The following is a 19,504-nucleotide window of genomic DNA, read 5'->3' as shown; positions in this document are numbered from 1 at the left end:
GCGGTCATCAGAGAACGAAATATCATAAGGGAATAGTCCAGGGCGTCTTAGTCGTGGGGTGCGACACTACGTGCACTGAAACGCCAAACACGTCCTCAAATAGAGCTGGGCTCATGACCTCATCGGGGCTGGCATTTGCCACACAGTACCCTTCGTTTAAAACCAACATTCGGTCACTCAATTGGGCCAATAAGTTGGCGTCATGCAGACTGATTACAATACTCAAACCCCGGTGAGCCAGGGTTCTTAAATACGATTTGATCGTATCAATGTAGCCGATGTCGATGCTACTGAAAGGCTCATCAAGCAACAGGGTGCAACCGGTTAATGCCGCTGTCGTTTGCTCGATCTGCACCAGACAGCGAGCCAATTGGCAGCGTTGCTGTTCGCCGCCGGATAGATGCGTATAAGGCTGATCTTGAAGTGCCTGTAAGCCGCAAACATCCAGCACTCGATTGATGCATGAGCGATCGAATTCCTGCCCTGTGCTGTGAGGGCTTCGGCCCATCGATACAACCTCGTCGACACTGAAATCGAAATCAAGTCGTGTGTATTGAGGCATCACGCTTACGATTTTAGCGCGTTCGTCCAAAGGCCACTCATGCATCGCCTTTCCTTGCAGCCTCACGTGGCCGGTGGTTGGCTCTAGCTCACCGATTAGAGCTCTGAGTAGCGTGGTTTTGCCTGCGCCATTAGGCCCCATCAAGCCAAGGATTTCGCCCGGAAAGAGATTAACGGATAAGCTGTGTAAGCGTGTCTTGCCGCTAATCGCGACGCTGATTTCGGATGCTGAAATGACCGTTTGATTAGGCATGCGTCCTACCACGATTCAACAGATACAGAAAGAACGGTACGCCAAGCAGAGCGGTGATCACTCCCGCCGGTAATTCCACTGGCGCGAGTACCGTGCGCGCAATCGTATCAGCGCAGATAAGCAGAAAAGCCCCCAACACGCTGGCGGCAGGAATTAGCCGTGTGTGGCTCGGGCCGAAGAGGAGTCGCGCCATGTGCGGAACAATGAGCCCGATGAAGGCGATGGTGCCCCCCATCGCAACCGACGTGCATACCGCAATTGCTACGGCGATGATCAGCGAGTTACGAACGCTCGAGACGTCGATGCCGAGATAACGCGCCTGTGAATCTCCAAGTAACATAACATTGAGTGCTTTGCGGTAATGCAAGGCCGCTGCCATTAACAAAAGGGCCGGTCCTGCTACGACCGCTACGCGCTCAAAATTTGCTGAGTCCAGGCCGCCCATGCGCCACAGCGAAATTTGCCGCAGGGCGGCATTATCGGCGAAAAAGTCCATGAGGTTGCCCAAGCTGCCCGCCAGAGCCGTGATCGCAATGCCCGCGAGTAGCATGGTGCTCACAGAGAATTCGCTGCCTCTTTTAGCCAGTTGATACACCAGATAGCTGGCGGCTAGACCGCCAACGAAGGCGCCGACACTGACGGTCGTGAGGGACATCAAGCCCACGCCAGTGGCGCTGAACAGGACAATGGCAAGGCTGGCACCCAGCGAGGCTCCAGCGGTGACGCCGATCAGAGAAGGGTCCGCCAAGGGATTGCGGAATAGGGCTTGCATGACAACACCACCGAGCGCCAGTATGGCGCCAACCAGCCCCGCTAACAGTACCCTTGGAAGCCGAAGTTCCATAACGATGAGCCGGGCACTCTGGTGATCGGGTCGAGCGGTGTCGAAAAGAGACGCAAGACCAATATCAATAGTACCGGTAAACAGAGCCGCAACGCCGGCCCCAAGCAATAGTATCGCCAGTATCAGCAGTGTTGTCGGCTGTGCTCGTTTAGTAATCCACACCGTGACGAGCCTTGATCCCAGCCGTGTAGGCGTGCTTGATCTCTTTGACTTCCGATACGGTATCCATGATGGTTTGTAATGCCTTGCCACCGCCGCGGCCAGTGACTACCACGCTCTGTTCTTTAGGGCGTTGGGAAATGGTTGTCAGCACTTCGTCATGATTCAGGTAGTCAAACGACAGCATGTAGGTCAGCTCATCGAGGATGACAAGATCAAACGCTGGATTCGTCAGCATGCTTTTCGCTACCGCCCAGGTTCTCTCGGCGGCTGCAATGTCACCGCTTCGATCTTGAGTGTCCCAGGTAAATCCTGTGCCCATTTGATAAAACTCTACCTGGGGGCAGTGCTTGCGCAGGTACATTTCTTCCCCAGACAAGATGACACCTTTAATAAACTGAACAACGCCAACCTTTTGGTCGTATCCTAAAGCGCGCATTACCATGCCAAAGGCTGAGCTCGATTTGCCTTTGCCATCTCCGGTTAACAACAGCGCAATACCCCGTTCCTCGGTCGCTAGGGCGATGCTCGCGTCGACCGATGCTTTTTGTTTCTGCATCGCCTTTTTGTGCTTTTGCTCGCGTTGTTCAGACATAAGGACCTCTAAAATTGATAGGACACGCCGGCATAAATTGCCGCGCGACTGGCGTAATAACCGGGGATTTCACGGGTATCTGCGTCTAGCGCGTTTTCTACGCGCAGGTAGGGCTTAAGATCGCGTGTCAAGGCGTACTGTAACTTGAAGCTCAATGCAGTATACCCGTCGATCGACTGATTCACTATGCCCCGCGAATCGCCTCGGTACTGCATGGCGACCTGACCAGAAAGCTTGTGCTGCGGATGGCTGTAGCGGACGGATAGCGCCGCTTGGTTATCGGGACGATAAATTCGAGCACTGCCGTCTGGTCGTTCACTGTTCATCATTGTTGCATTGGTTGCTATGGTCAAGCCTTCCGTTACCGCCCAGTCGGCACTCAGCTCGAGCCCCGATACCAATGCCTCACCGTCGTCTTGTAAGTAGCCGGTATAAGCCTCTAAATCGAAGAAAATTTCGTCCTCTACGGTCTGCCGAAAATAGGTGGCCTGAACATGAAGGTCTGCGTTGACGAGCCATTCAACCCCAATGTCAAAGCCCGCGCTGCGTTCTTCTTTGAGTTGAGTCGTCGTGGCTAGACCATAGGCATATGGCCCCGCGTTGTACGCGACTTCGTACAGGCTAGGGGCTCTGAAGCCCGTACCATAGCTAATTTTGTATTTTAATACGCTATCGTTGAGTGGTTGCACGGCAGTGCCCGTGAGTCGAATCGAGTTGTGACGCCCAAAGTCGTCGTTGTCATCAGTCCGTGCACCGGCAGCTAACGTGAGGGTATCAATTGGGGCCCATTTGAGTTCGGCGTACACGCCGAGCTGATCGCGTTGTCGGGTCAGGCTACCGTCATTGAGTTCTGATTGATCGGCATCGGCACCAACAACCGCATGAATGCGCTCGTTCAAATCCAATTTGCTGGCCCATGCAAGTGACCTCAACTTACCCCTAGCGCCAAAGGAAAAGGCCTTATCACTGTAAAAAGCCTTGTCAGTCTGACTTTGACTGTAGCTGAGCCGATGCATTGCGTTATCGCCGGTATAGTTTGCGGAAATTTGGTGAGCTTCGCTGTCGTACTGGTCGGAGCAGTCATGGGTCACTTGGAAGCTCGCGTTGTAGCAAGCATCGTATTCGTTGGTCGCTGAGGTGGTCCGGTGCACGACACTGAGCTGCAGGTTGTTGGATGCTTGCCAGCTGCCGCTCAGATGCTTTGTGTCGTTATCGTAGCCGTCAGAATCTTTTGTCGCGGTATCCGCAGTCGAGGCATTGAATCCGTCCAGTGAGCTATTCTGCCAACTTACCTGTAGGTGCCCATGCTCACCGCTGATCGCGCTTTTGACAAACAGTGATTGCTGATTGTAACGTCCGGTTTCAAGAGATACGGTGTTGCTCCATCCCGCTTGGCTGGGTTTCGAGCTCAAATAAATAATACCACCAGCATCCGCCCCGTACATGAGTCCTTGCGGGCCGCGTAAAATTTCCACCGACGTGAGGCTTTGTGTCGTTAGGTGTTCTAGCCGAGGACTGTGTTGTGTGCCTGACGTATCCGTTAAAGGGATACCGTCAAGTACCACAAGGGTTCGGTATCCTTCCTCGCCTCTAATACGAACAGTCGCGGCCTTGCCCGCGCCACCGGTGTGTGTCACCGACATAGATGGCTGGTATTGTAGGACATCCACTAACGATAAGTGCCCGTAGTAATCGAGATCTTCTTTAGACAGCTTTGTGATCGCGGTTGCGATCTCACTCCAGGGCTCGGGGACCCGTGAGCTGGTTATTACGATTTCTTCCAAAGCTGTGGTGCTCGACGCGAGTGCGTTACAGCTTGCAAGAAGCAGGGCGCAAGAAGCGCTTTTTTTGGTAAACATCGTGTATCCTCAATGCCAAAATTTACGGCGATTGAGGGAGGGGTCATAGGCCTAATCGGTGCTAACGAGAAACCCTGATGGAAAGCCCTCCGCTCCATCGGTTGCTGTTCCGGCAGGTATCGGGCTTACAGCAGGGGCTGATTACCGTTGCGGGGGCAGCGCTGGATTTCTTACCAGACTTCCCTTTTAACCTACCCAGCCCGCGAGAGGGCGGCAGGCACCAAGAACGCGGTCAGAGTAGGTGGTCAGGGACCTGCTGTCAATTGCAATGAGTCGCATTAGCGTAGGCAAATATGACGCAAATCACTGTCTGCACGGTCTGTATCTGCTATGCTAGCGCGCTTTTAGCGCATATAAGACTGTGTTTACTGTGAGTCTACAAACAAACATTGAAGCCATTGTTGCCCAACAAATAGGGCGATCCCCGCAGGGTTTGCAGGGCGTCGCGGTTTGGCGCGGTGATCGCCCCGTGGTTATCCGAGTTGCCCCTATTGTTCGCAAACAACCATTTCCAACCACGTTTTGGCTAACGGATCCGGAACTTAACCTGGTGTTAGATCGACTCGAGGCGGGCGGGGCGATAGCCACGTTGCAGTCTCAAGTGGATGCTGATCCAGCAATAGCGGCGCGAATGGCGCGGGATCATCGAGCACACCAAGCGCTGAGACAGAGACTGTGGACGTCTACGCAGGCGCAGGAAGTGGCAAATTCAGCCTTTGCGAACGTGTTTGAGTCGCGCGGGATTGGGGGTATTGAGGCGGACGACCGAATTCGGTGTTTGCACACGTGGATGGCCTCGCATTTGGTGGTCAGGAATGTCATTGGGGAGATGACAGAACCCCTGCTACCCGAAGGTTTGTTGGATGATTTAACTAAGGCCACAGACTGATGTGGCAGAAAAAGTAAGAGGTAGAAGCTCAATGACCACCACGGACGATACTCGGATCAATAAAATCATAGAACTGGTTGCGCCAGAGGCCCTGGTAGCCGAAATCCCGGCAACCGAGGTGGCCGTACACACGGTTTCACGCGCTCGGTCTGCCATTCACAACGTGCTGAACGATGACGATCCTCGTTTAGTCGTGGTTGTTGGGCCGTGTTCCATTCATGACCCAGTAGCGGCGATGGATTATGCCCACCGTCTATTAGCGCTGCGTGAACGCTATGCCAACGAGCTTGAGGTGGTCATGCGTGTCTATTTTGAAAAGCCTAGAACGACCGTGGGCTGGAAAGGCCTCATTAACGACCCGGACCTGAACAACACCTTCAAAATCAATAAAGGTTTGGGCCTAGCGCGACGTCTGTTGGCAGAGTTGGCCGAACTCGGGTTGCCGGCCGGTACCGAATATTTAGATTTAATCAGTCCTCAATACATTGCTGATTTGGTTTCGTGGGGTGCAATCGGCGCACGCACCACCGAGAGCCAAACACATCGAGAGTTGGCCTCAGGCTTGTCATGCCCCGTCGGTTTTAAAAACGCTACGGATGGAGACATTCAAGTTGCCATCGACGCGATTAAGTCAGCTTCTAACCCTCATCATTTTTTGTCGGTCACAAAGCAAGGCCATTCGGCGATTTTTCAAACCGTCGGAAACGAAGATTGTCATGTCATTCTGCGGGGTGGTAAGCACCCCAACTATGACATGTTCTCGGTCGATGATACGGCAGCAATGCTGATAAAAGCAGGTCTACCTCAGCGCATTATGATTGATGCAAGCCACGCCAATTCTAGAAAGAATCCTGCGCGTCAGATGGACGTCATCAACGATATCGCAACACAAGTTGCACGAGGTAGCCGCAGTATTTTCGGAGTGATGATTGAGAGCAATATCGTCGGCGGGCGTCAAGATGTTATCGATACGCAGGCGTTGACCTACGGTCAAAGCATCACCGATGCCTGCATTAGCTGGGAAGATACGGAGCGCGCGCTAGAGGGCTTAGCCGATGCTGTGGTCAAATCGGGACGGCTGTAGTCAACACCCGCGACCTTGGTTTTTGCAAATGATAAGTATTACCATTTGCATTTAAATCTGTTAATGTTCGGCGTCTATCGTGTGCCGTTTCGAGGTTTAGATTGGATCAACAGTCCCTTTCATTGTGGCAGTTACAGCGCGGGGATACCGTGCTGATTGCACGTTATTCAGACGCACTTGCCGAACACTATTGCCGTCGGCTCCGCGAGCTGGGTTTTCGTCCTGGCGCGAAGGTCATCTGCACTGCAGCCCCAAGTCTGGGTGCGCCTAAACTGTACCGTGTTGATAACGCGGTGTACTCCTTGGACAAACTTGTTGCCCGCGCAATTTACGTAGAGAGATTGGCGTGATGAAAGATGTATTAGTGGTTGGGAGCCCCAATTCGGGTAAAACCCTGTTGTTCAATCGTTTGACTGGTCTGAAGCAGAAAGTGGCAAACTTTCCTGGCGTTACCGTCAGTACCCACACGGGGAGAGCCAGTTTTGACGCCACCTTACAGTTGGTTGATTTCCCAGGTGTTTATTCCTTGCACACCATTTCCGGCGAAGAGGAAATCGCAGTCAAGGCATTTCAGCAGGCCATTCAGAAGATCGATGAGACGAAAGCCGTGCTCTGCGTACTCGACGCCACCCGCCTGGAGAAAGGCTTATTTTTTGCCCTTCAAGTGCGTGAGGCTTGTGTCGCCGCAGACCTGCCCTTCGTGGTGGCGTGTAACATGGTCGATATTCTGGACAAGCACAAACTTAGGCTCGATCTCGATGGGCTGGGCCGAGAATTAGGTGCACCCGTGATTGGCGTATCCGCTAAATCTGGGTTCGGGTTGGAGCGCCTGCAGCAGGTGCTATCTTCCGATAACTTGACCACTCCAGCAGCAGACTCAAACTTGCTTGCTAGGGATGAGGGATGGGAGCGCAATCGGGCCGAGCAGCTCGCACACACTTACGGACCAAAAGGCGACTTACTACTCAAAAGCCATAGCCGCTTAGATGATTTCTTTTTACACTCAGTCAGTGGTGGATTGGCGTTTTTTGTAATTATGTTCTCTCTGTTCCAGGCCATTTTCACTTGGGCTGCTCCGATGATGGATGCCGTCGAAGCCTCCCTGGGGTGGGCTGCCGAGGGCATAGTGCCCTATATCGGCAATCAACTTGCCGCAGATTTCGTCCGAGACGCAATTTTTGGCGGTGTGGGTGCCTTTTTAGTGTTTGTGCCGCAAATTTTTGTGCTGACTTTGGTGGTCGGTACTCTCGAAGATTCTGGCTATCTCGCGCGTGCGGCGGTGATTTGCCATAGGCCCCTCAATGCTTTTGGGCTAACGGGTAAGAGTTTCGTGCCTATGCTCAGTGGCGTGGCGTGCGCCATTCCGGCAATTTACGCGGCACGTACCATAGAATCGCCCCGCAAGCGCTGGCTCACCTATATGGCCATCCCCTTGATGCCTTGCTCGGCGCGTTTACCGGTTTATGCGCTGCTGATCGCGGCCTTTATTCCCAACGAGTCAATAGCCGGTGGTCTGTTAGGATTACAGGGTTTGGCGATGTTCGGCATTTACTTATTCGGGATTGTAACTGCTTTGCTGGTGACAGCGGCAATTTCGCGGGTTACGCCGGACGAAGAGCAAGATGCACCTTTCGTGCTTGAGATGCCACCCTATCGACTACCCTCGTGGCAATCTATTCTGAGAGGCGCTATCCAGCGTGCGGGGTATTTCGTTAAGAAGGCTGGCCCCGTTATTTTTTGGATTACCATGTTAATTTGGTTTTTAGGCTATTTCCCTAATCAAGGACAGGATTTATCGCAGTCTTATTTAGCCTGGGCGGGCCGTTTGATCGAACCTGTATTCCAACCACTTGGCTTAGATTGGAAGTATGGTATCGCGATTTTAGCGTCTTTCGTGGCACGCGAGGTGTTTGTGGGTACTTTGGGGACGCTGTACGGTATCGAGGATGCGACCGAGAACGTGGTATCTTTGGCGACCAGAGTTCAAGAGAGCGGTTTGCCTTTGGCGTCTGGCGTTGCGCTGCTGGTGTTTTTCGCGGTCGCGGCACAATGCGTCTCGACGCTAGCAACGCTCTACCGCGAAGGCGGTAGTGCTAAGCTGCCACTTCAGTTACTGGTCGGTTATGGACTGCTGTCTTATGCCTTGGCTTGGTGTGCATTTACTCTTCTAAGCTGACCAATAGTTCCTAGCTCGCGGCTCCTGAGGTATGCTTCTCTGATAAAAAAAGGGGAAGCAATGATTTCACCAACGCTGCTAGCGACGCTTGGTATCGCCTACATCTTTGTCTTGTTTTTAGTGGCCTGGCTAGCGGATCGCCGAGTTGAGGCTGGCCGCTCGCTATTGTCTGGCAAGACCATTCGCGGGTTGGTGTATGCACTCTCGCTTGGTGTGTATTGCTCTTCTTGGACGTTTTATGGCGCGGTGGGCACGGCTAACACCAGCGCTTGGGCGCACGCACCGATCTATCTCGGTCCAATCTTGATAATGATCTTGGCCTGGCCGGTATTCAAACGCATGGTCGATACTCGGCGAAAGCAGCGAGTCACATCGTTGGCCGATTACCTGTCGGCTCGGTTTGGAAAGCGACCTTCTTTAGCGCTTATCGTAACGGTGGTTGCTGTCGCTGCGGTGGTGCCCTACATCGCCCTGCAGTTCAAAGCCTTGGCTCAAGCATGGCAAATGATCAATGTGCACTTTGCCGATCAAACCTTCCAACAATTGGACACGCAAAGTGTCCCACTGATTGCGGGGCTATTGGCAATTTTTACAGTGCTGTTTGGCGCTCGACGCTTAGATGGCAGTGAGCGGCACGCTGGTGTTATGTCGGCTATTGCCTTCGAATCGCTCATAAAACTGGTGTCTTTTTTGGTGGTGGCATTTTTTGCGCTTGACTATTTGGGGGAAGACAGTGCCTTAGATCCGATCCCCAATTTTATGCCCCCGCTTCAGTCAGCAACGTTAGATGCCGATTTCATTGCCAAAACCTTGCTGAGCGCGTTAGCCATTTTATGTTTACCAAGACAATTCCACGTCAGCGTGGTGGAACTACAAGAAGGCACTAGAGTGGGTTTAAGTCGCTGGGTGTTCCCACTGTATTTATTGTGCTTTCTGCTGCTGGTTATTCCGATCAGTCAAGCGGGGACTATATTGTTTGGGGAGAATCAGCAAGTCAGCCCTGATACATGGGTGCAAATGATCCCGCTCGCGCTCGACGCACCTTGGGTGGCCACCGCGGCATTTATTGGTGGTATCTCAGCAGCGACGTCCATGGCGATTATCGCAACCTTAAGTTTATCGATTATGCTCACCAACGAAGTGGTGGCGCCTGCACTGATGCGATTGAGCGCCGGCACGCCTTCGAGTCTGCTGCGCTTGGGCGATAATTTAAAGCGGGTCAGGCGCTTACTGATCGTGGTGATTATGGTTGCCGCGTGGTGGGTTACAGAGGTGCTGGTGAATGTGACGTGGTTGACCTCGATTGGCTTTATGTCGTTTTTAGGGGCAGCGCAGGTGGCTCCCGGTTTAATTGCCGGCTTGTATTGGCGCAAGGCGCATGGCGTCGCCGTAATGCTGGGTATGTGTTTGGGTTTGTCTTTGTGGTTTTACACTTGCGTCATACCTTTCGTATTTGCTGGGCAGTATGAGTGGCTTAGCGCCGGACCTTGGGGTTTGACTTGGCTGTCGCCGTCGCGCTTTCTAAACCTCGATTTGGGCTCGGTTATTGCCAATGCCACATTCTGGAGTCTGGGCTTTAACCTAGTCACGCTGATACTGCTGTCGTTGCTTTTGCCAATGGCTGCCTCGGACAAACGCCAGGTCGCCTTGTTTTTCCCGGAAGCCGAGCGGGATGCCACTCAGCTGGATTTTTCCTTGACCTTAGTCAGGGTGAGTCAGATTCAGGCGCTCTTGACGCCGTTTCTGCGCGATCATGCCTATCAGAGTTTATGGCGGGAGTTTGAGAGTGCCTATGAGCAACGTCTTCTGCCCGGAGATCGTGCGCCAAAATTTGTGGTCGAACGAGTCGAATCCATATTGGCTGATATCATTGGCGTGGCATCGGCACACCGAGCTATGGAACAGCTAGAGTATGGACAACAGCTCGCATTTCAAGATCTTGCTGGAATGGTGACCGATGCCAGTAAGCACAACAGTATTAACCGGTCTCTGCTGGAGAGTGCGGTAGAAAACTTAACTCAAGGCATTGCTGTGGTAGACCCTGAACTACGACTGGTTGCTTGGAATAAACGCTATGAGGAACTGTTCGATTATCCGCCACGCTTTTTATACTCGGGCTGTCCAATCGAACGTGTTTATCGCTTTAATGCACAACGAGGCATCTTAAATACACGAGAGGGCGACATTGACAGCGAAATCGAGAAGCGGCTTGGTTGGTTACGTGAAGGCAACCCTCACAGGATTGAGAGAACGCTACCGAATGGTAAAGTGATCGATATTCGCGGAAATCCGCTGCCACAGGGCGGCTTCGTGACAACGTACATCGAAGTCTCTGATTATCACGATTTATTGGCACAGTTGCAGGATACGCGAGTCGCACTCGAAGCCGAGGTTGCCTCCGGTACGAAGACGCTGCTCGAGACGAACACCCAATTGCGCAAAGAGAATCGCTTGAGAGCCGAAGTCGAATCGCAGTTGCGTGACGCTGGGCGCAGCAAGTCGCACTTCATGTCGGCGACCAGTCATGATTTGTTGCAACCGATTCATGCAGCGCGACTATTTACGGCAAGTTTGCAGCAAAATCTGTCACAAGGTGGCGAAGTGAATCCGGGTTTGGTCACTCACATTGATCAGTCCTTGCGGCGGGCGGAACGTCTTATCACGGATCTTCGAGAAATCAGTCGGCTCGATTCTGGTAGGCACGAACCCGCAGTCGTCGACGTGGCTTTGCTCGATGTGCTCAGCCCTGTACTCGCCGAGCTTAAAGCGATTGGGGAATCAAAAGGGCTGACCTTGCGGTGCGTGCCTTCAACACTTTGGCTTAGGGTTGATCCGGCGATGCTCACACGCATCCTGCAGAACCTTATTGGTAACGCCATCCGTTATACCGATCGTGGCAAAGTGTTGGTTGGTGTGCGGCGACGAGCCGCTCACGCAGAAATTCAAGTCTGGGACACAGGTCGTGGCATTTCGCTCGCCGATCAGGCCCGAGTGTTTCAGGAGTTCGAACGGATAGGGCGAGGGGACGCGAGTCAGGACGATGGCTTGGGTTTGGGCCTGGCGATTGTTCAACGTTACTGCGATTTGCTCAATATTAAGCTTGATATGAGGTCCGAAGAGGGAAGAGGCTCGTTATTCAGTGTGCTTGTGCCTGTGGTTACGCCGAGCACGACAGCGCCTGCCATTACAACAGAATCCTTGGCGCCGCGCACTGCCTCGGGCCGGGTGCTGTGCCTTGACAATGATCAGACGATTGTTGCGGGTATGGAGCAATTGATTACCGCCATGGGTTTACAGGTCACGACCCTCACTCACGAACGGGAATTAATGAGTCTTCCTGCTCCCGTTGCACAGAGCATTGATGTCGCTTTAGTGGATTATCATTTGGACGACGGCACTCGGGGTGTCGATGTCATTACACAGTGGTTGAGTGTTTTGGATAAGCAGCTACCCGTGGTTGTAATCAGCGCCGATGATTCAGATTCTGTGCGCAAAGCAGTCGCAGAGGCTGGGTTCAGATTTATGCCCAAGCCCGTAAATGTAGGACGGTTGCAAGCCCTGGTATCCGCGTTACTGAGTAAATCCTAACGCTTGGTTGCCCGCCGTTTGGCCCGCATTACGGAGCGTGCTCTTGGGGTTGCTCAGCGGCTAATTGACTCAGGGCAAGAACAGCTTGAGTCCGCGAAAACACACCGAGTTTGCGCATGATCTCTGTCATGTGCGCTTTGATTGTAGCTTCTTTGACATTCAACTCGTAGGCAATCTGTTTGTTGAGTAATCCCTCTACGAGCATAGATGCGACTTTGAGTTGTTGCGGTGTGAGCGATGCGATCGCGGCGGCCGTGTCGATCGTTTCCAATTGTGTCGGGCGGGAGCTGATTGTCAGGTTCGGGTGCAGCCCCGTTTCCCCGTGTAAAACCGCCAGCACACATTGTTCGATTGTTGCTTTATCCGCTGATTTTTCGATGAACGCAGCGGCTCCAAAGTCCAAGGCTTTTCGAACGGTCGTACTGTGCCCATTGGCTGAAATCATAATAACCGGGGTAGCGGGAAAATTACCGACAAACCATGACAAGGCAGAAAATCCAACGGCTCCTGGCATGTTTAAGTCGAGTAAAAGCAGGGATAGCTCCGTCTCGCGCTCAGCCACCTTTTGCAGGGAATCAACATCTGGTGCTGATAAAATCTGGTGGTCAGGTAGCAAATCTTTGAGAATGCCGCCAATGGCACCAGAGAAGAGCGGGTGATCGTCGGCAATTAATATGGTTTTTATTGTCATTAGCCCTAGCCAGTCATTCGGGAGTCACCAAAGTCTACCAATAAAAAAGCCGGGAGCAAGTCCCGGCTAACTGGTGGCATTGCCACCAAGGGCTATGTCATCGAATCAAAGAGTGACTCGACGGGTGAAGTGTAAGCGTCTTTCTTAATTCGCGCAGTCGACTTTGGTCTAAATTCGCTAAAAACTTGACTAAGGTCTAATAGTCGTCGGTCTTTCATGCCCTGCAAACTGCCTCCTGCGGTAACAACAACCAAAAAAGGGGTAGAGAATATGAATAAAAAACGATTGGCTTTGGCCTTAAGCGTACCGTTGCTAAGCGCTCAAATGGTGCTGGCATCGGGTGGTGCTGAGAACGTCGAGTCGCGTATCAATGCTTTGGAAGCTCAAATTGCGGAGTTGAAAGCCATGCTTGCAGCGACGCAATCGCAAACTGACGCAAACGCCAAAACCTTGCAGACCACACAGGTTCAAGCGAGCGAAACAGCGAGCGGCTTAGAAACCGCGGTCGCCACGTTAGACTCTATGAAGGGCAAACTGTCGAACACCGAGTTTGATTACGGCGGCTTTATCCAGCTAGACAGCATTACCACGACCTATCAGGAGGGTAAGCCAGGTAATCGTCTGATCGATGATTTTTTGGTGGCATCGCTTATTCCTGTGTCGGGGCCGGGCGCGCAGACCGACAGTTACACGAACACCAACATTCACAACAAGACCTCTAGGGTATTCTTTAAAACCAAAACGCCCGCCGACGCGGGCACCATCTCGAGCCATGTGGAAATGGACTTTATGCTCAGTGGTGCAGGGGATGAGAGGATCTCTAATTCATGGAATCCGCGCTTGCGTCACGCGTTCGTAAAATGGGATTACGAGCCTGGGAAATCGGTACTGGCAGGTCAAACGTGGTCGACCTTCTTTAACGTGGGTGCCTTACCCGGTGTCTTAGACTTTGTTGGCCCGGTAGGCACTTTGTTTAATCGTCAGCCGATGATCCGTTGGACGAACGGGAACTATCAGTTTGCTCTGGAGAATCCGGCGACGCGTTTGAATAGTTTGACGGGTACGCGCTTAGATGACGCTGAAGCCATGCCCGATATCGTGGTTCGCTACAACGGCGGTGATGGCAGCCATTCGTACTCACTAGCGGGTGTCATGCGTACCCTTCAGTATGAAGATCGCAGTAATTTGGCGCTCGAGGGCGAGAACGATAAGGCCATGGGGTACGGTTTGAGCTTGGCGGGTAAGGTGGTTACCGAGGGCAAGAATAACCTCAAATACATGTTGAATTATGGCTCTGCCTTGGGTCGTTACTTAGGCTTGAATGCCTTTAACGACGGTTACCTGAATGCCCAAGGGGATATCGAAACCATCGATCAAACCGCATTAACGCTCGCCTACGAGCACTATTGGACCCCTGAGTGGCGCAGCGTGTTTTCTGCTTCTGTCGCAAGCGCTGATAACCCCTCGATGTCTGATTACGCCGCTGCCGGCGGTTTGGCAAAACAGTATCAGTCGTTCCACGCGAACCTACAGTATTTACCAGCGCCTGGATTGATGTTGGGCGGTGAACTGTTGTTTGCCAGTAAGGAGTTAGAAGATGGCCGCGATGGCGATATGAATCGTTTGCAGCTATCGGTCAAGTATGCTTTCTAAGACTAAGGTCTAACAGCGCACGACCGGCTTGAGAGGTAACATCAAGTCGGTCGGGTTTATAACAACAAGGAGATATTCATGTCCAAATTAACCGATGATCAAGCTCAGGCTTACTGGAAGCGCAACTTGTCGCTGATGGTCAAGCTTATGGTGGTCTGGTTTATCGTTAGCTACGGCTGCGGCATTTTGCTTTTTGATGCCTTGAACGAGATCAGATTGGGGGGTTACAAATTGGGATTCTGGTTTGCACAACAGGGTTCGATTTACACCTTTGTGGCCTTGATTTTTTATTACACCAAAAAAATGGCAGCGTTAGATCGTGAATTTAACGTTGAAGAAGAATAAGGAATTAACGCCATGGAACTACAAACGTTAACGTATATTGTCGTAGGCTTCACCTTCGCACTCTACATTGGGATTGCGATCTGGGCGCGTGCTGGCTCAACTAAAGAGTTCTACGTCGCTGGTGGTGGTATTAACCCTGTCGCTAACGGTATGGCAACGGCAGCTGACTGGATGTCGGCAGCCTCATTCATATCGATGGCGGGCATGATTGCCTTTATGGGCTACGGTGGCTCGGTTTTCTTAATGGGCTGGACCGGTGGCTTTGTGATTTTGGCAATGCTTTTAGCCCCTTACTTGCGCAAGTACGGTAAGTTCACCGTACCTGAGTTTATTGGTGATCGCTTCTATTCTAGAGCTGCGCGCGCGGTAGCTGTTGTTTGCCTCATCATCTGTTCAGTGACCTATGTCATCGGTCAGATGAAAGGTATCGGCGTAGCCTTCTCTCGCTTCTTAGAGGTCAGCTACGAGACGGGGCTGTTAGTCGGTATGGTCATTGTCTTTTTCTACGCGGTACTCGGTGGTATGAAAGGCATAACCTATACGCAGATCGCTCAGTACTGTGTCTTGATTCTGGCGTATACGATTCCGGCGATTTTCATTAGTTTGCAGCTGACAGGTAATCCTTTCCCTCAGTTAGGGCTGGGCAGTACCTTAAGTGGCACCGATACCTTTTTGCTCGATAGACTCGACCAGACGGTAACCGAACTGGGGTTCAAGGAGTACACCACGGATGTACGGATATCGACCTTGAACATGTTTGCTTACACGCTGTCACTGATGGTGGGTACCGCGGGCTTGCCTCACGTCATCATCCGTTTCTTCACAGTACCGAAAGTGCGCGATGCGCGTTCTTCTGCAGGTTGGGCCTTGGTGTTCATTGCTGTGCTGTACACAACGGCGCCTGCAGTCGGTGCGATGGCTCGTTACAACATCATGAATACGGTTGAACCAGAGCCCGGTCAATACTTGGCTTACGAAGAGCGTCCTCAGTGGTTCAAGAACTGGGAAAAAACCGGTCTTCTGGGCTATACCGACAAAAATGGCGATGGTCTTATTCAATACAGCGCGGATAAAGCAACGAATGAATTGACTAAGGTAGATAACGATATATTGGTTCTGGCTAATCCAGAAATTGCCAAGCTGCCGAATTGGGTCATCGCGCTCGTGGCTGCAGGTGGCTTAGCAGCGGCGTTGTCGACGGCTGCCGGCTTGTTACTCGCAATTTCTTCAGCGATCTCGCACGACCTGTTAAAAGGTATGTTGACACCAGACATCGATGAAAAGCAGGAGCTGATGGCTTCACGCGTGGCAATGGCAGCGGCGATTGCCGGAGCGGGTTATCTCGGGTTTAATCCTCCTGGATTTGCTGCTGGCACGGTTGCTCTGGCGTTTGGCTTAGCCGCATCGTCGATCTTCCCTGCGCTGATGATGGGTATTTTCAGCAAGCGCGTGAACAAAGAAGGTGCCATTGCAGGTATGGTAGCGGGTATTGGTGTGACTTTGCTGTACGTGTTCCAGCACAAAGGAATTATGTTTATCCAAGGTACTGAATTCTTGGGAAGCATGTCACCCAACTGGTTTATGGGCATCGAGCCCAACGCCTTTGGTTGTGTTGGCGCGATTGTGAACTTCGTAGTAGCCTTTGCTGTGTCTAGCGTGACGAAAGAAGTGCCAGACGATGTGCAAGAGTTAGTCGAAAATATTCGCGTGCCCGCAGGCGCAGGATTGGCCCAAGACCACTAAGGTGGCGCGGGTGCTTTGAATCTAAAACGGGCAGTTCACTGCCCGTTTTTTTTAGGAATACTTATGTCAGTTTTTACCAATAAACATGTCGTTGTCGCGTTACTCGTGGCCCCGGTTTTAGCGATTGGCGCGTGGTACGCAGTCGGGCTTATTGGAGCCGAGACTCCGCAAAGAGCAGTCCCGGGTCAGAGTTATCCTTTAGTTGCGAAAAGTAACTGTCGGTACGCCAGCGGTCAGTGTTCACTTGAGAACGGTGACATAGAGTTTCACATCACTCCAGTAACCTCTAACGACACGCTGAGCTTAAAAATTACGAGTAACCAGAGCAGTGGGCGGGTCATGCTGGGATTAGGGCAGGATATCAATCCGCCCAAACCAGAAGAGGCGCCTTATGATGCCTCCAACCAGTCTTGGCATTATGCGGTGAATGAGAATCAAGCGGAGAAATTGTTTTTTGTCGCTGAGATTCGCGGTAGCCGGTATTTTGCGAAACTCGATACAGTATTTTTTGAACGTTTAAGTAGCATACCCCAAGGGCGCGATTAGGCGGCTGTATGGCAGATGACTCCGCGCTGTTAAATCCCGTTCTTGAGTTTTTGAGTGGCACGCTGCCATTTGACTCGTTAGCATCGGATCGACTGGTTGCGATCGCGGCGCAAATCCAAATTTGTTACCACCCACAGGGCGAGCTTTTTGACGACGACGAGGAAGTCGGTTTAAGGATTCTGCGCTCAGGCGCCGTTGATTTATTCCATCAAGATGGCTCGTTGATGGATCGCTTGGGCGAGGGGGAGAGTTTCAGTCTTCAGGGGCTTAACGCAACAAATCTTCAGGTAAGTGCCAAAGCCATTGAGGATACTCTTGTTTACATCTTGCCTGCCAGCGCCTATCAGGCGCTGCGCAAGGAGCAACGGCATTTTGATCGCTATTTTTCGGCCCAGCGCAGTCGGCGGTTGCGACGAGCCGCGCGGTATGAGCCCGTTCCTCACAGGATGAATGCGCCGATTGCTGGCATTATGGCGAAATCTCTGCTGACGGTCGCTGCCGCCACACCAATACAGCACGTCGCGCAGTTAATGTCCGAGCGGAGAGTCAGTTCAGCATTTATTACCGAGGGCGAGACCTTATGCGGAATCGTGACTGATCGTGATCTCCGGGTCCGCTGTGTGGCCAAAGGGCTTGATGTGCTGGAACCCATTAGCGCCATCATGACCACGGATCCGAAGACTTTAAATGCGCAGGCAACCATTTTTGACGTCACGCTTGCCATGACGCAGCTCGGGGTGCACCACATTCCCGTGGTCAGTGAGGATTGTTTGGTGGGTGTTGTCACGACCTCTGATCTGATGCTCGCTAAACAGGATGACCCAGTCTACTTGGTCACACATATTGGGCGGCAGGACTCCGTTGAGGCGATTGCGACAATGGTGGCCCAATTGCCATCGCTCATGGTTGCTTGGTCGTCATCTGGACTAAAGTCCCAACATGTGAGCCGCTTACTCACAGCAATCAGTGATGCCGTGGTTATCCGATTGTTGCAGTTAGCTGAGGTGCTGTATGGTCCCGCGCCTGGTCCCTACTGCTGGTTGGGTTTTGGGTCGCAGGGGCGGGGTGAGCAGTTGCTTGGTGCCGATCAAGACAATGGGATGGTCATCGATGATAGCGTCCCAGAATCGCAGCGAGATTGGTATCGAGATGTGGCCCATTATGTTTGCGATGGACTAGCCCGCGTGGGTTATCGCCACTGTCCCGGTAATATCATGGCAAAGAACGCTCAGTGGCGGTTGAGTTTACAGCAGTGGCAAGAGACCGTGGCGAGGTGGACGCGAACGCCGACAGAGGATGCCCTAATGCGCGTGACGATATTCTTTGATATCCGCGGGGTGTACGGAGACCAAAGTCTGGCAGAGCGCTTGCAGCAAACCATGCTCTCTGAGGCCAAGGGCAATACTATTTTTATCGCGGCACTTGCTGCTAACGCACTCGCCGCCACGCCACCCTTAGGGGTCTTTCGGCGCTTCATCGTAGAACACGATGGAGAGCACAAAGAGTCGGTGAACATTAAAAAACGGGGTATTCTCCCCATCACGGATATTGCTCGACTGCATGCCTTGGCGCATGGCTTGCCTCAAGTAAATACCGACGAACGTATCACGGCTTTAGCCAAAGTCGGCGTGCTGCAAATAAAAACAGCGCGGAATTTAAGCGACGCACTGCATACTTTGCAGCAGGCTCGAATTGATGAGCAATGTCGTTTAATAACGACCGGTGAGGCACCGAGTAATTACATCAACCCCCGAGCGCTAGGTACGATAGGAAAAGAGCAGTTGCGAGACGCCTTCACCATTATTAAAGAGGCGCAGAGCGCTATCAAATTGCGATACCGCTCGGGTTTAGACTAATGCTGAGCCGGTGGCGAACCCTGTGGCGACGAGGACGAGCCGAGCCTCGCGCAGGACAGTGCTTAAGAGATTTTTGGGCGCAGGGGAAGGGCGCACAGATCAGCGACTATCAGGGCTTTATTGTGGTTGATTGTGAAATGACGGGGCTTGACGCTACAAAGCATGAGTTGCTCAGTGTCGGGTGGGTTCAGTTAACTCAGCAATGCATTGACATGCACAGTGCGAAGCATCGTTTGGTGAAGAGTGGTGCGAGTGTCGGTCAGAGCGCGACCATTCATTTGATTCGTGATTGTGAACTTCAGATGGGACACAACATTGATGATGTGTTGTGTGAATTGCTGACGGATGCTCGCGGCTTTTTACCTGTGTTTCACCATGCGAGCTTGGACTTGGCGTTTTTGAATGGTGCCGTTGAGCATGCGTTTGGCGCACCTTGGTGGCCAAGTTATGTGGACACCTTGTTAAACGAGAAACGCTTATCCGAGCGTCATACTGAAGTGCCAAAGAGTGGGGCTTTGACGCTGGCCCAGAGTCGACGGCGATACAATCTGCCCGATTACCAGGGGCATAACGCTGTGGTCGACGCAATTGCGACGGCGGAACTGCTATTGGCCCAGATAAAAAAAGGGGTGACGATATCACCCCTGTGGTCTTGATGCGCC

16 protein-coding genes and 1 riboswitch are annotated in these 19,504 nt (G+C 52.3%); of the genes, 11 read left to right on the top strand and 5 right to left on the bottom strand.

All coding sequences use genetic code 11. The features are described 5' to 3' along the window. Nucleotides 1-22: 22 nt before the first annotated feature. From EYZ66_RS08060 to EYZ66_RS08045, 4 genes are read right to left on the bottom strand one after another with little or no spacing between them, the layout of a single operon-like run. Nucleotides 23-814 carry a heme ABC transporter ATP-binding protein gene (locus EYZ66_RS08060; protein WP_009576616.1) on the bottom strand — a complete coding sequence of 264 codons (792 nt, stop codon included), beginning with the start codon at nucleotides 812-814 and terminating at the stop codon, nucleotides 23-25. After that, nucleotides 807-1,820 (bottom strand): FecCD family ABC transporter permease, encoded by a 1,014-nt coding sequence (locus EYZ66_RS08055; protein ID WP_244948410.1) that lies wholly within the window; start codon nucleotides 1,818-1,820, stop codon nucleotides 807-809. Before EYZ66_RS08055 ends, EYZ66_RS08060 begins: the two co-directional genes overlap by 8 nt. Beyond that, nucleotides 1,807-2,412: a cob(I)yrinic acid a,c-diamide adenosyltransferase gene (gene cobO, locus EYZ66_RS08050; protein ID WP_009574923.1), complete on the bottom strand. Its 606-nt coding sequence runs from the start codon at nucleotides 2,410-2,412 to the stop codon at nucleotides 1,807-1,809. The genes EYZ66_RS08055 and cobO overlap by 14 nt, the downstream gene beginning before the upstream one ends. Nucleotides 2,413-2,420: 8 nt before the next feature. After that, entirely contained in the window at nucleotides 2,421-4,271 is a 1,851-nt protein-coding gene (locus EYZ66_RS08045) for a TonB-dependent receptor plug domain-containing protein (RefSeq protein WP_009574921.1), read from the bottom strand. Nucleotides 4,272-4,365: 94 nt separating this feature from the next. Further along, nucleotides 4,366-4,511, bottom strand: a riboswitch (cobalamin riboswitch). A 130-nt stretch (nucleotides 4,512-4,641) separates the two neighbouring features. On the opposite strand from EYZ66_RS08045, the gene EYZ66_RS08040 reads away from it, so the two are divergent. The 5 genes from EYZ66_RS08040 (at nucleotide 4,642) to EYZ66_RS08020 (ending at nucleotide 12,008) form a co-directional block, all read left to right on the top strand. Then, nucleotides 4,642-5,160, top strand: coding sequence for a DUF501 domain-containing protein (locus EYZ66_RS08040; protein WP_009574919.1), 519 nt, complete (start codon nucleotides 4,642-4,644; stop codon nucleotides 5,158-5,160). Nucleotides 5,161-5,191: 31 nt separating this feature from the next. Beyond that, nucleotides 5,192-6,244, top strand: coding sequence for a 3-deoxy-7-phosphoheptulonate synthase (locus tag EYZ66_RS08035; RefSeq protein WP_009574918.1), 1,053 nt, complete (start codon nucleotides 5,192-5,194; stop codon nucleotides 6,242-6,244). A gap of 101 nt (nucleotides 6,245-6,345) precedes the next feature. After that, nucleotides 6,346-6,594: a FeoA family protein gene (locus EYZ66_RS08030; RefSeq protein ID WP_139042535.1), complete on the top strand. Its 249-nt coding sequence runs from the start codon at nucleotides 6,346-6,348 to the stop codon at nucleotides 6,592-6,594. Next, a complete protein-coding gene (gene feoB, locus EYZ66_RS08025; protein ID WP_009574916.1) occupies nucleotides 6,594-8,420 on the top strand; it encodes a ferrous iron transporter B in 1,827 nt (608 codons plus the stop codon). The genes EYZ66_RS08030 and feoB overlap by 1 nt, the downstream gene beginning before the upstream one ends. Nucleotides 8,421-8,480: 60 nt before the next feature. Next, the gene (locus EYZ66_RS08020; protein ID WP_009574915.1) at nucleotides 8,481-12,008 is read left to right on the top strand and encodes a PAS-domain containing protein; all 3,528 of its coding nucleotides are present in this window, start codon (nucleotides 8,481-8,483) and stop codon (nucleotides 12,006-12,008) included. A gap of 28 nt (nucleotides 12,009-12,036) precedes the next feature. Here the strand turns inward: EYZ66_RS08020 and EYZ66_RS08015 are convergent, their stop codons facing one another. Beyond that, complete coding sequence (locus EYZ66_RS08015; RefSeq protein WP_009574914.1) at nucleotides 12,037-12,699, bottom strand: response regulator; 663 nt, start codon at nucleotides 12,697-12,699, stop codon at nucleotides 12,037-12,039. Nucleotides 12,700-12,969: 270 nt separating this feature from the next. Between EYZ66_RS08015 and EYZ66_RS08010 the strand changes: the two genes are divergently transcribed. The 6 genes from EYZ66_RS08010 (at nucleotide 12,970) to EYZ66_RS07985 (ending at nucleotide 19,498) form a co-directional block, all read left to right on the top strand. Next, a complete protein-coding gene (locus EYZ66_RS08010) occupies nucleotides 12,970-14,352 on the top strand; it encodes a DcaP family trimeric outer membrane transporter (RefSeq protein ID WP_009574913.1) in 1,383 nt (460 codons plus the stop codon). 78 nt (nucleotides 14,353-14,430) lie between these two features. Next, nucleotides 14,431-14,697, top strand: coding sequence for a DUF4212 domain-containing protein (locus EYZ66_RS08005; protein ID WP_009574912.1), 267 nt, complete (start codon nucleotides 14,431-14,433; stop codon nucleotides 14,695-14,697). 12 nt (nucleotides 14,698-14,709) lie between these two features. After that, entirely contained in the window at nucleotides 14,710-16,440 is a 1,731-nt protein-coding gene (locus tag EYZ66_RS08000) for a sodium:solute symporter family protein (protein WP_009574911.1), read from the top strand. A 63-nt stretch (nucleotides 16,441-16,503) separates the two neighbouring features. Further along, nucleotides 16,504-16,986, top strand: a complete 483-nt coding sequence (locus tag EYZ66_RS07995) for a hypothetical protein (protein ID WP_050793369.1) — start codon at nucleotides 16,504-16,506, stop codon at nucleotides 16,984-16,986. An 8-nt stretch (nucleotides 16,987-16,994) separates the two neighbouring features. After that, nucleotides 16,995-18,842, top strand: a complete 1,848-nt coding sequence (locus tag EYZ66_RS07990; RefSeq protein WP_009574909.1) for a putative nucleotidyltransferase substrate binding domain-containing protein — start codon at nucleotides 16,995-16,997, stop codon at nucleotides 18,840-18,842. Next, a complete protein-coding gene (locus tag EYZ66_RS07985; protein WP_050793368.1) occupies nucleotides 18,842-19,498 on the top strand; it encodes a 3'-5' exonuclease in 657 nt (218 codons plus the stop codon). The genes EYZ66_RS07990 and EYZ66_RS07985 overlap by 1 nt, the downstream gene beginning before the upstream one ends. Nucleotides 19,499-19,504: the final 6 nt, after the last annotated feature.

This window comes from Aequoribacter fuscus (assembly GCF_009910365.1).
Classification (GTDB): Bacteria; Pseudomonadota; Gammaproteobacteria; order Pseudomonadales; family Halieaceae; genus Aequoribacter; species Aequoribacter fuscus.
This window is presented reverse-complemented; position numbering and strand designations above follow the sequence as displayed.

Bases quoted from the DNA above. Each gene is read 5' to 3' on its own strand.
- EYZ66_RS08035 (WP_009574918.1), top strand. From the start codon at position 5,192: ATGACCACCACGGACGATACTCGGATCAATAAAATCATAGAACTGGTT.
- EYZ66_RS08000 (WP_009574911.1), top strand. From the start codon at position 14,710: ATGGAACTACAAACGTTAACGTATATTGTCGTAGGCTTCACCTTCGCA.
- EYZ66_RS08060 (WP_009576616.1), bottom strand. From the start codon at position 814: ATGCCTAATCAAACGGTCATTTCAGCATCCGAAATCAGCGTCGCGATT.
- EYZ66_RS07990 (WP_009574909.1), top strand. From the start codon at position 16,995: ATGGCAGATGACTCCGCGCTGTTAAATCCCGTTCTTGAGTTTTTGAGT.
- EYZ66_RS07985 (WP_050793368.1), top strand. From the start codon at position 18,842: ATGCTGAGCCGGTGGCGAACCCTGTGGCGACGAGGACGAGCCGAGCCT.
- EYZ66_RS08015 (WP_009574914.1), bottom strand. From the start codon at position 12,699: ATGACAATAAAAACCATATTAATTGCCGACGATCACCCGCTCTTCTCT.
- cobO (WP_009574923.1), bottom strand. From the start codon at position 2,412: ATGTCTGAACAACGCGAGCAAAAGCACAAAAAGGCGATGCAGAAACAA.
- EYZ66_RS08045 (WP_009574921.1), bottom strand. From the start codon at position 4,271: ATGTTTACCAAAAAAAGCGCTTCTTGCGCCCTGCTTCTTGCAAGCTGT.
- EYZ66_RS08005 (WP_009574912.1), top strand. From the start codon at position 14,431: ATGTCCAAATTAACCGATGATCAAGCTCAGGCTTACTGGAAGCGCAAC.
- EYZ66_RS08020 (WP_009574915.1), top strand. From the start codon at position 8,481: ATGATTTCACCAACGCTGCTAGCGACGCTTGGTATCGCCTACATCTTT.
- EYZ66_RS07995 (WP_050793369.1), top strand. From the start codon at position 16,504: ATGTCAGTTTTTACCAATAAACATGTCGTTGTCGCGTTACTCGTGGCC.
- EYZ66_RS08010 (WP_009574913.1), top strand. From the start codon at position 12,970: ATGAATAAAAAACGATTGGCTTTGGCCTTAAGCGTACCGTTGCTAAGC.
- feoB (WP_009574916.1), top strand. From the start codon at position 6,594: ATGAAAGATGTATTAGTGGTTGGGAGCCCCAATTCGGGTAAAACCCTG.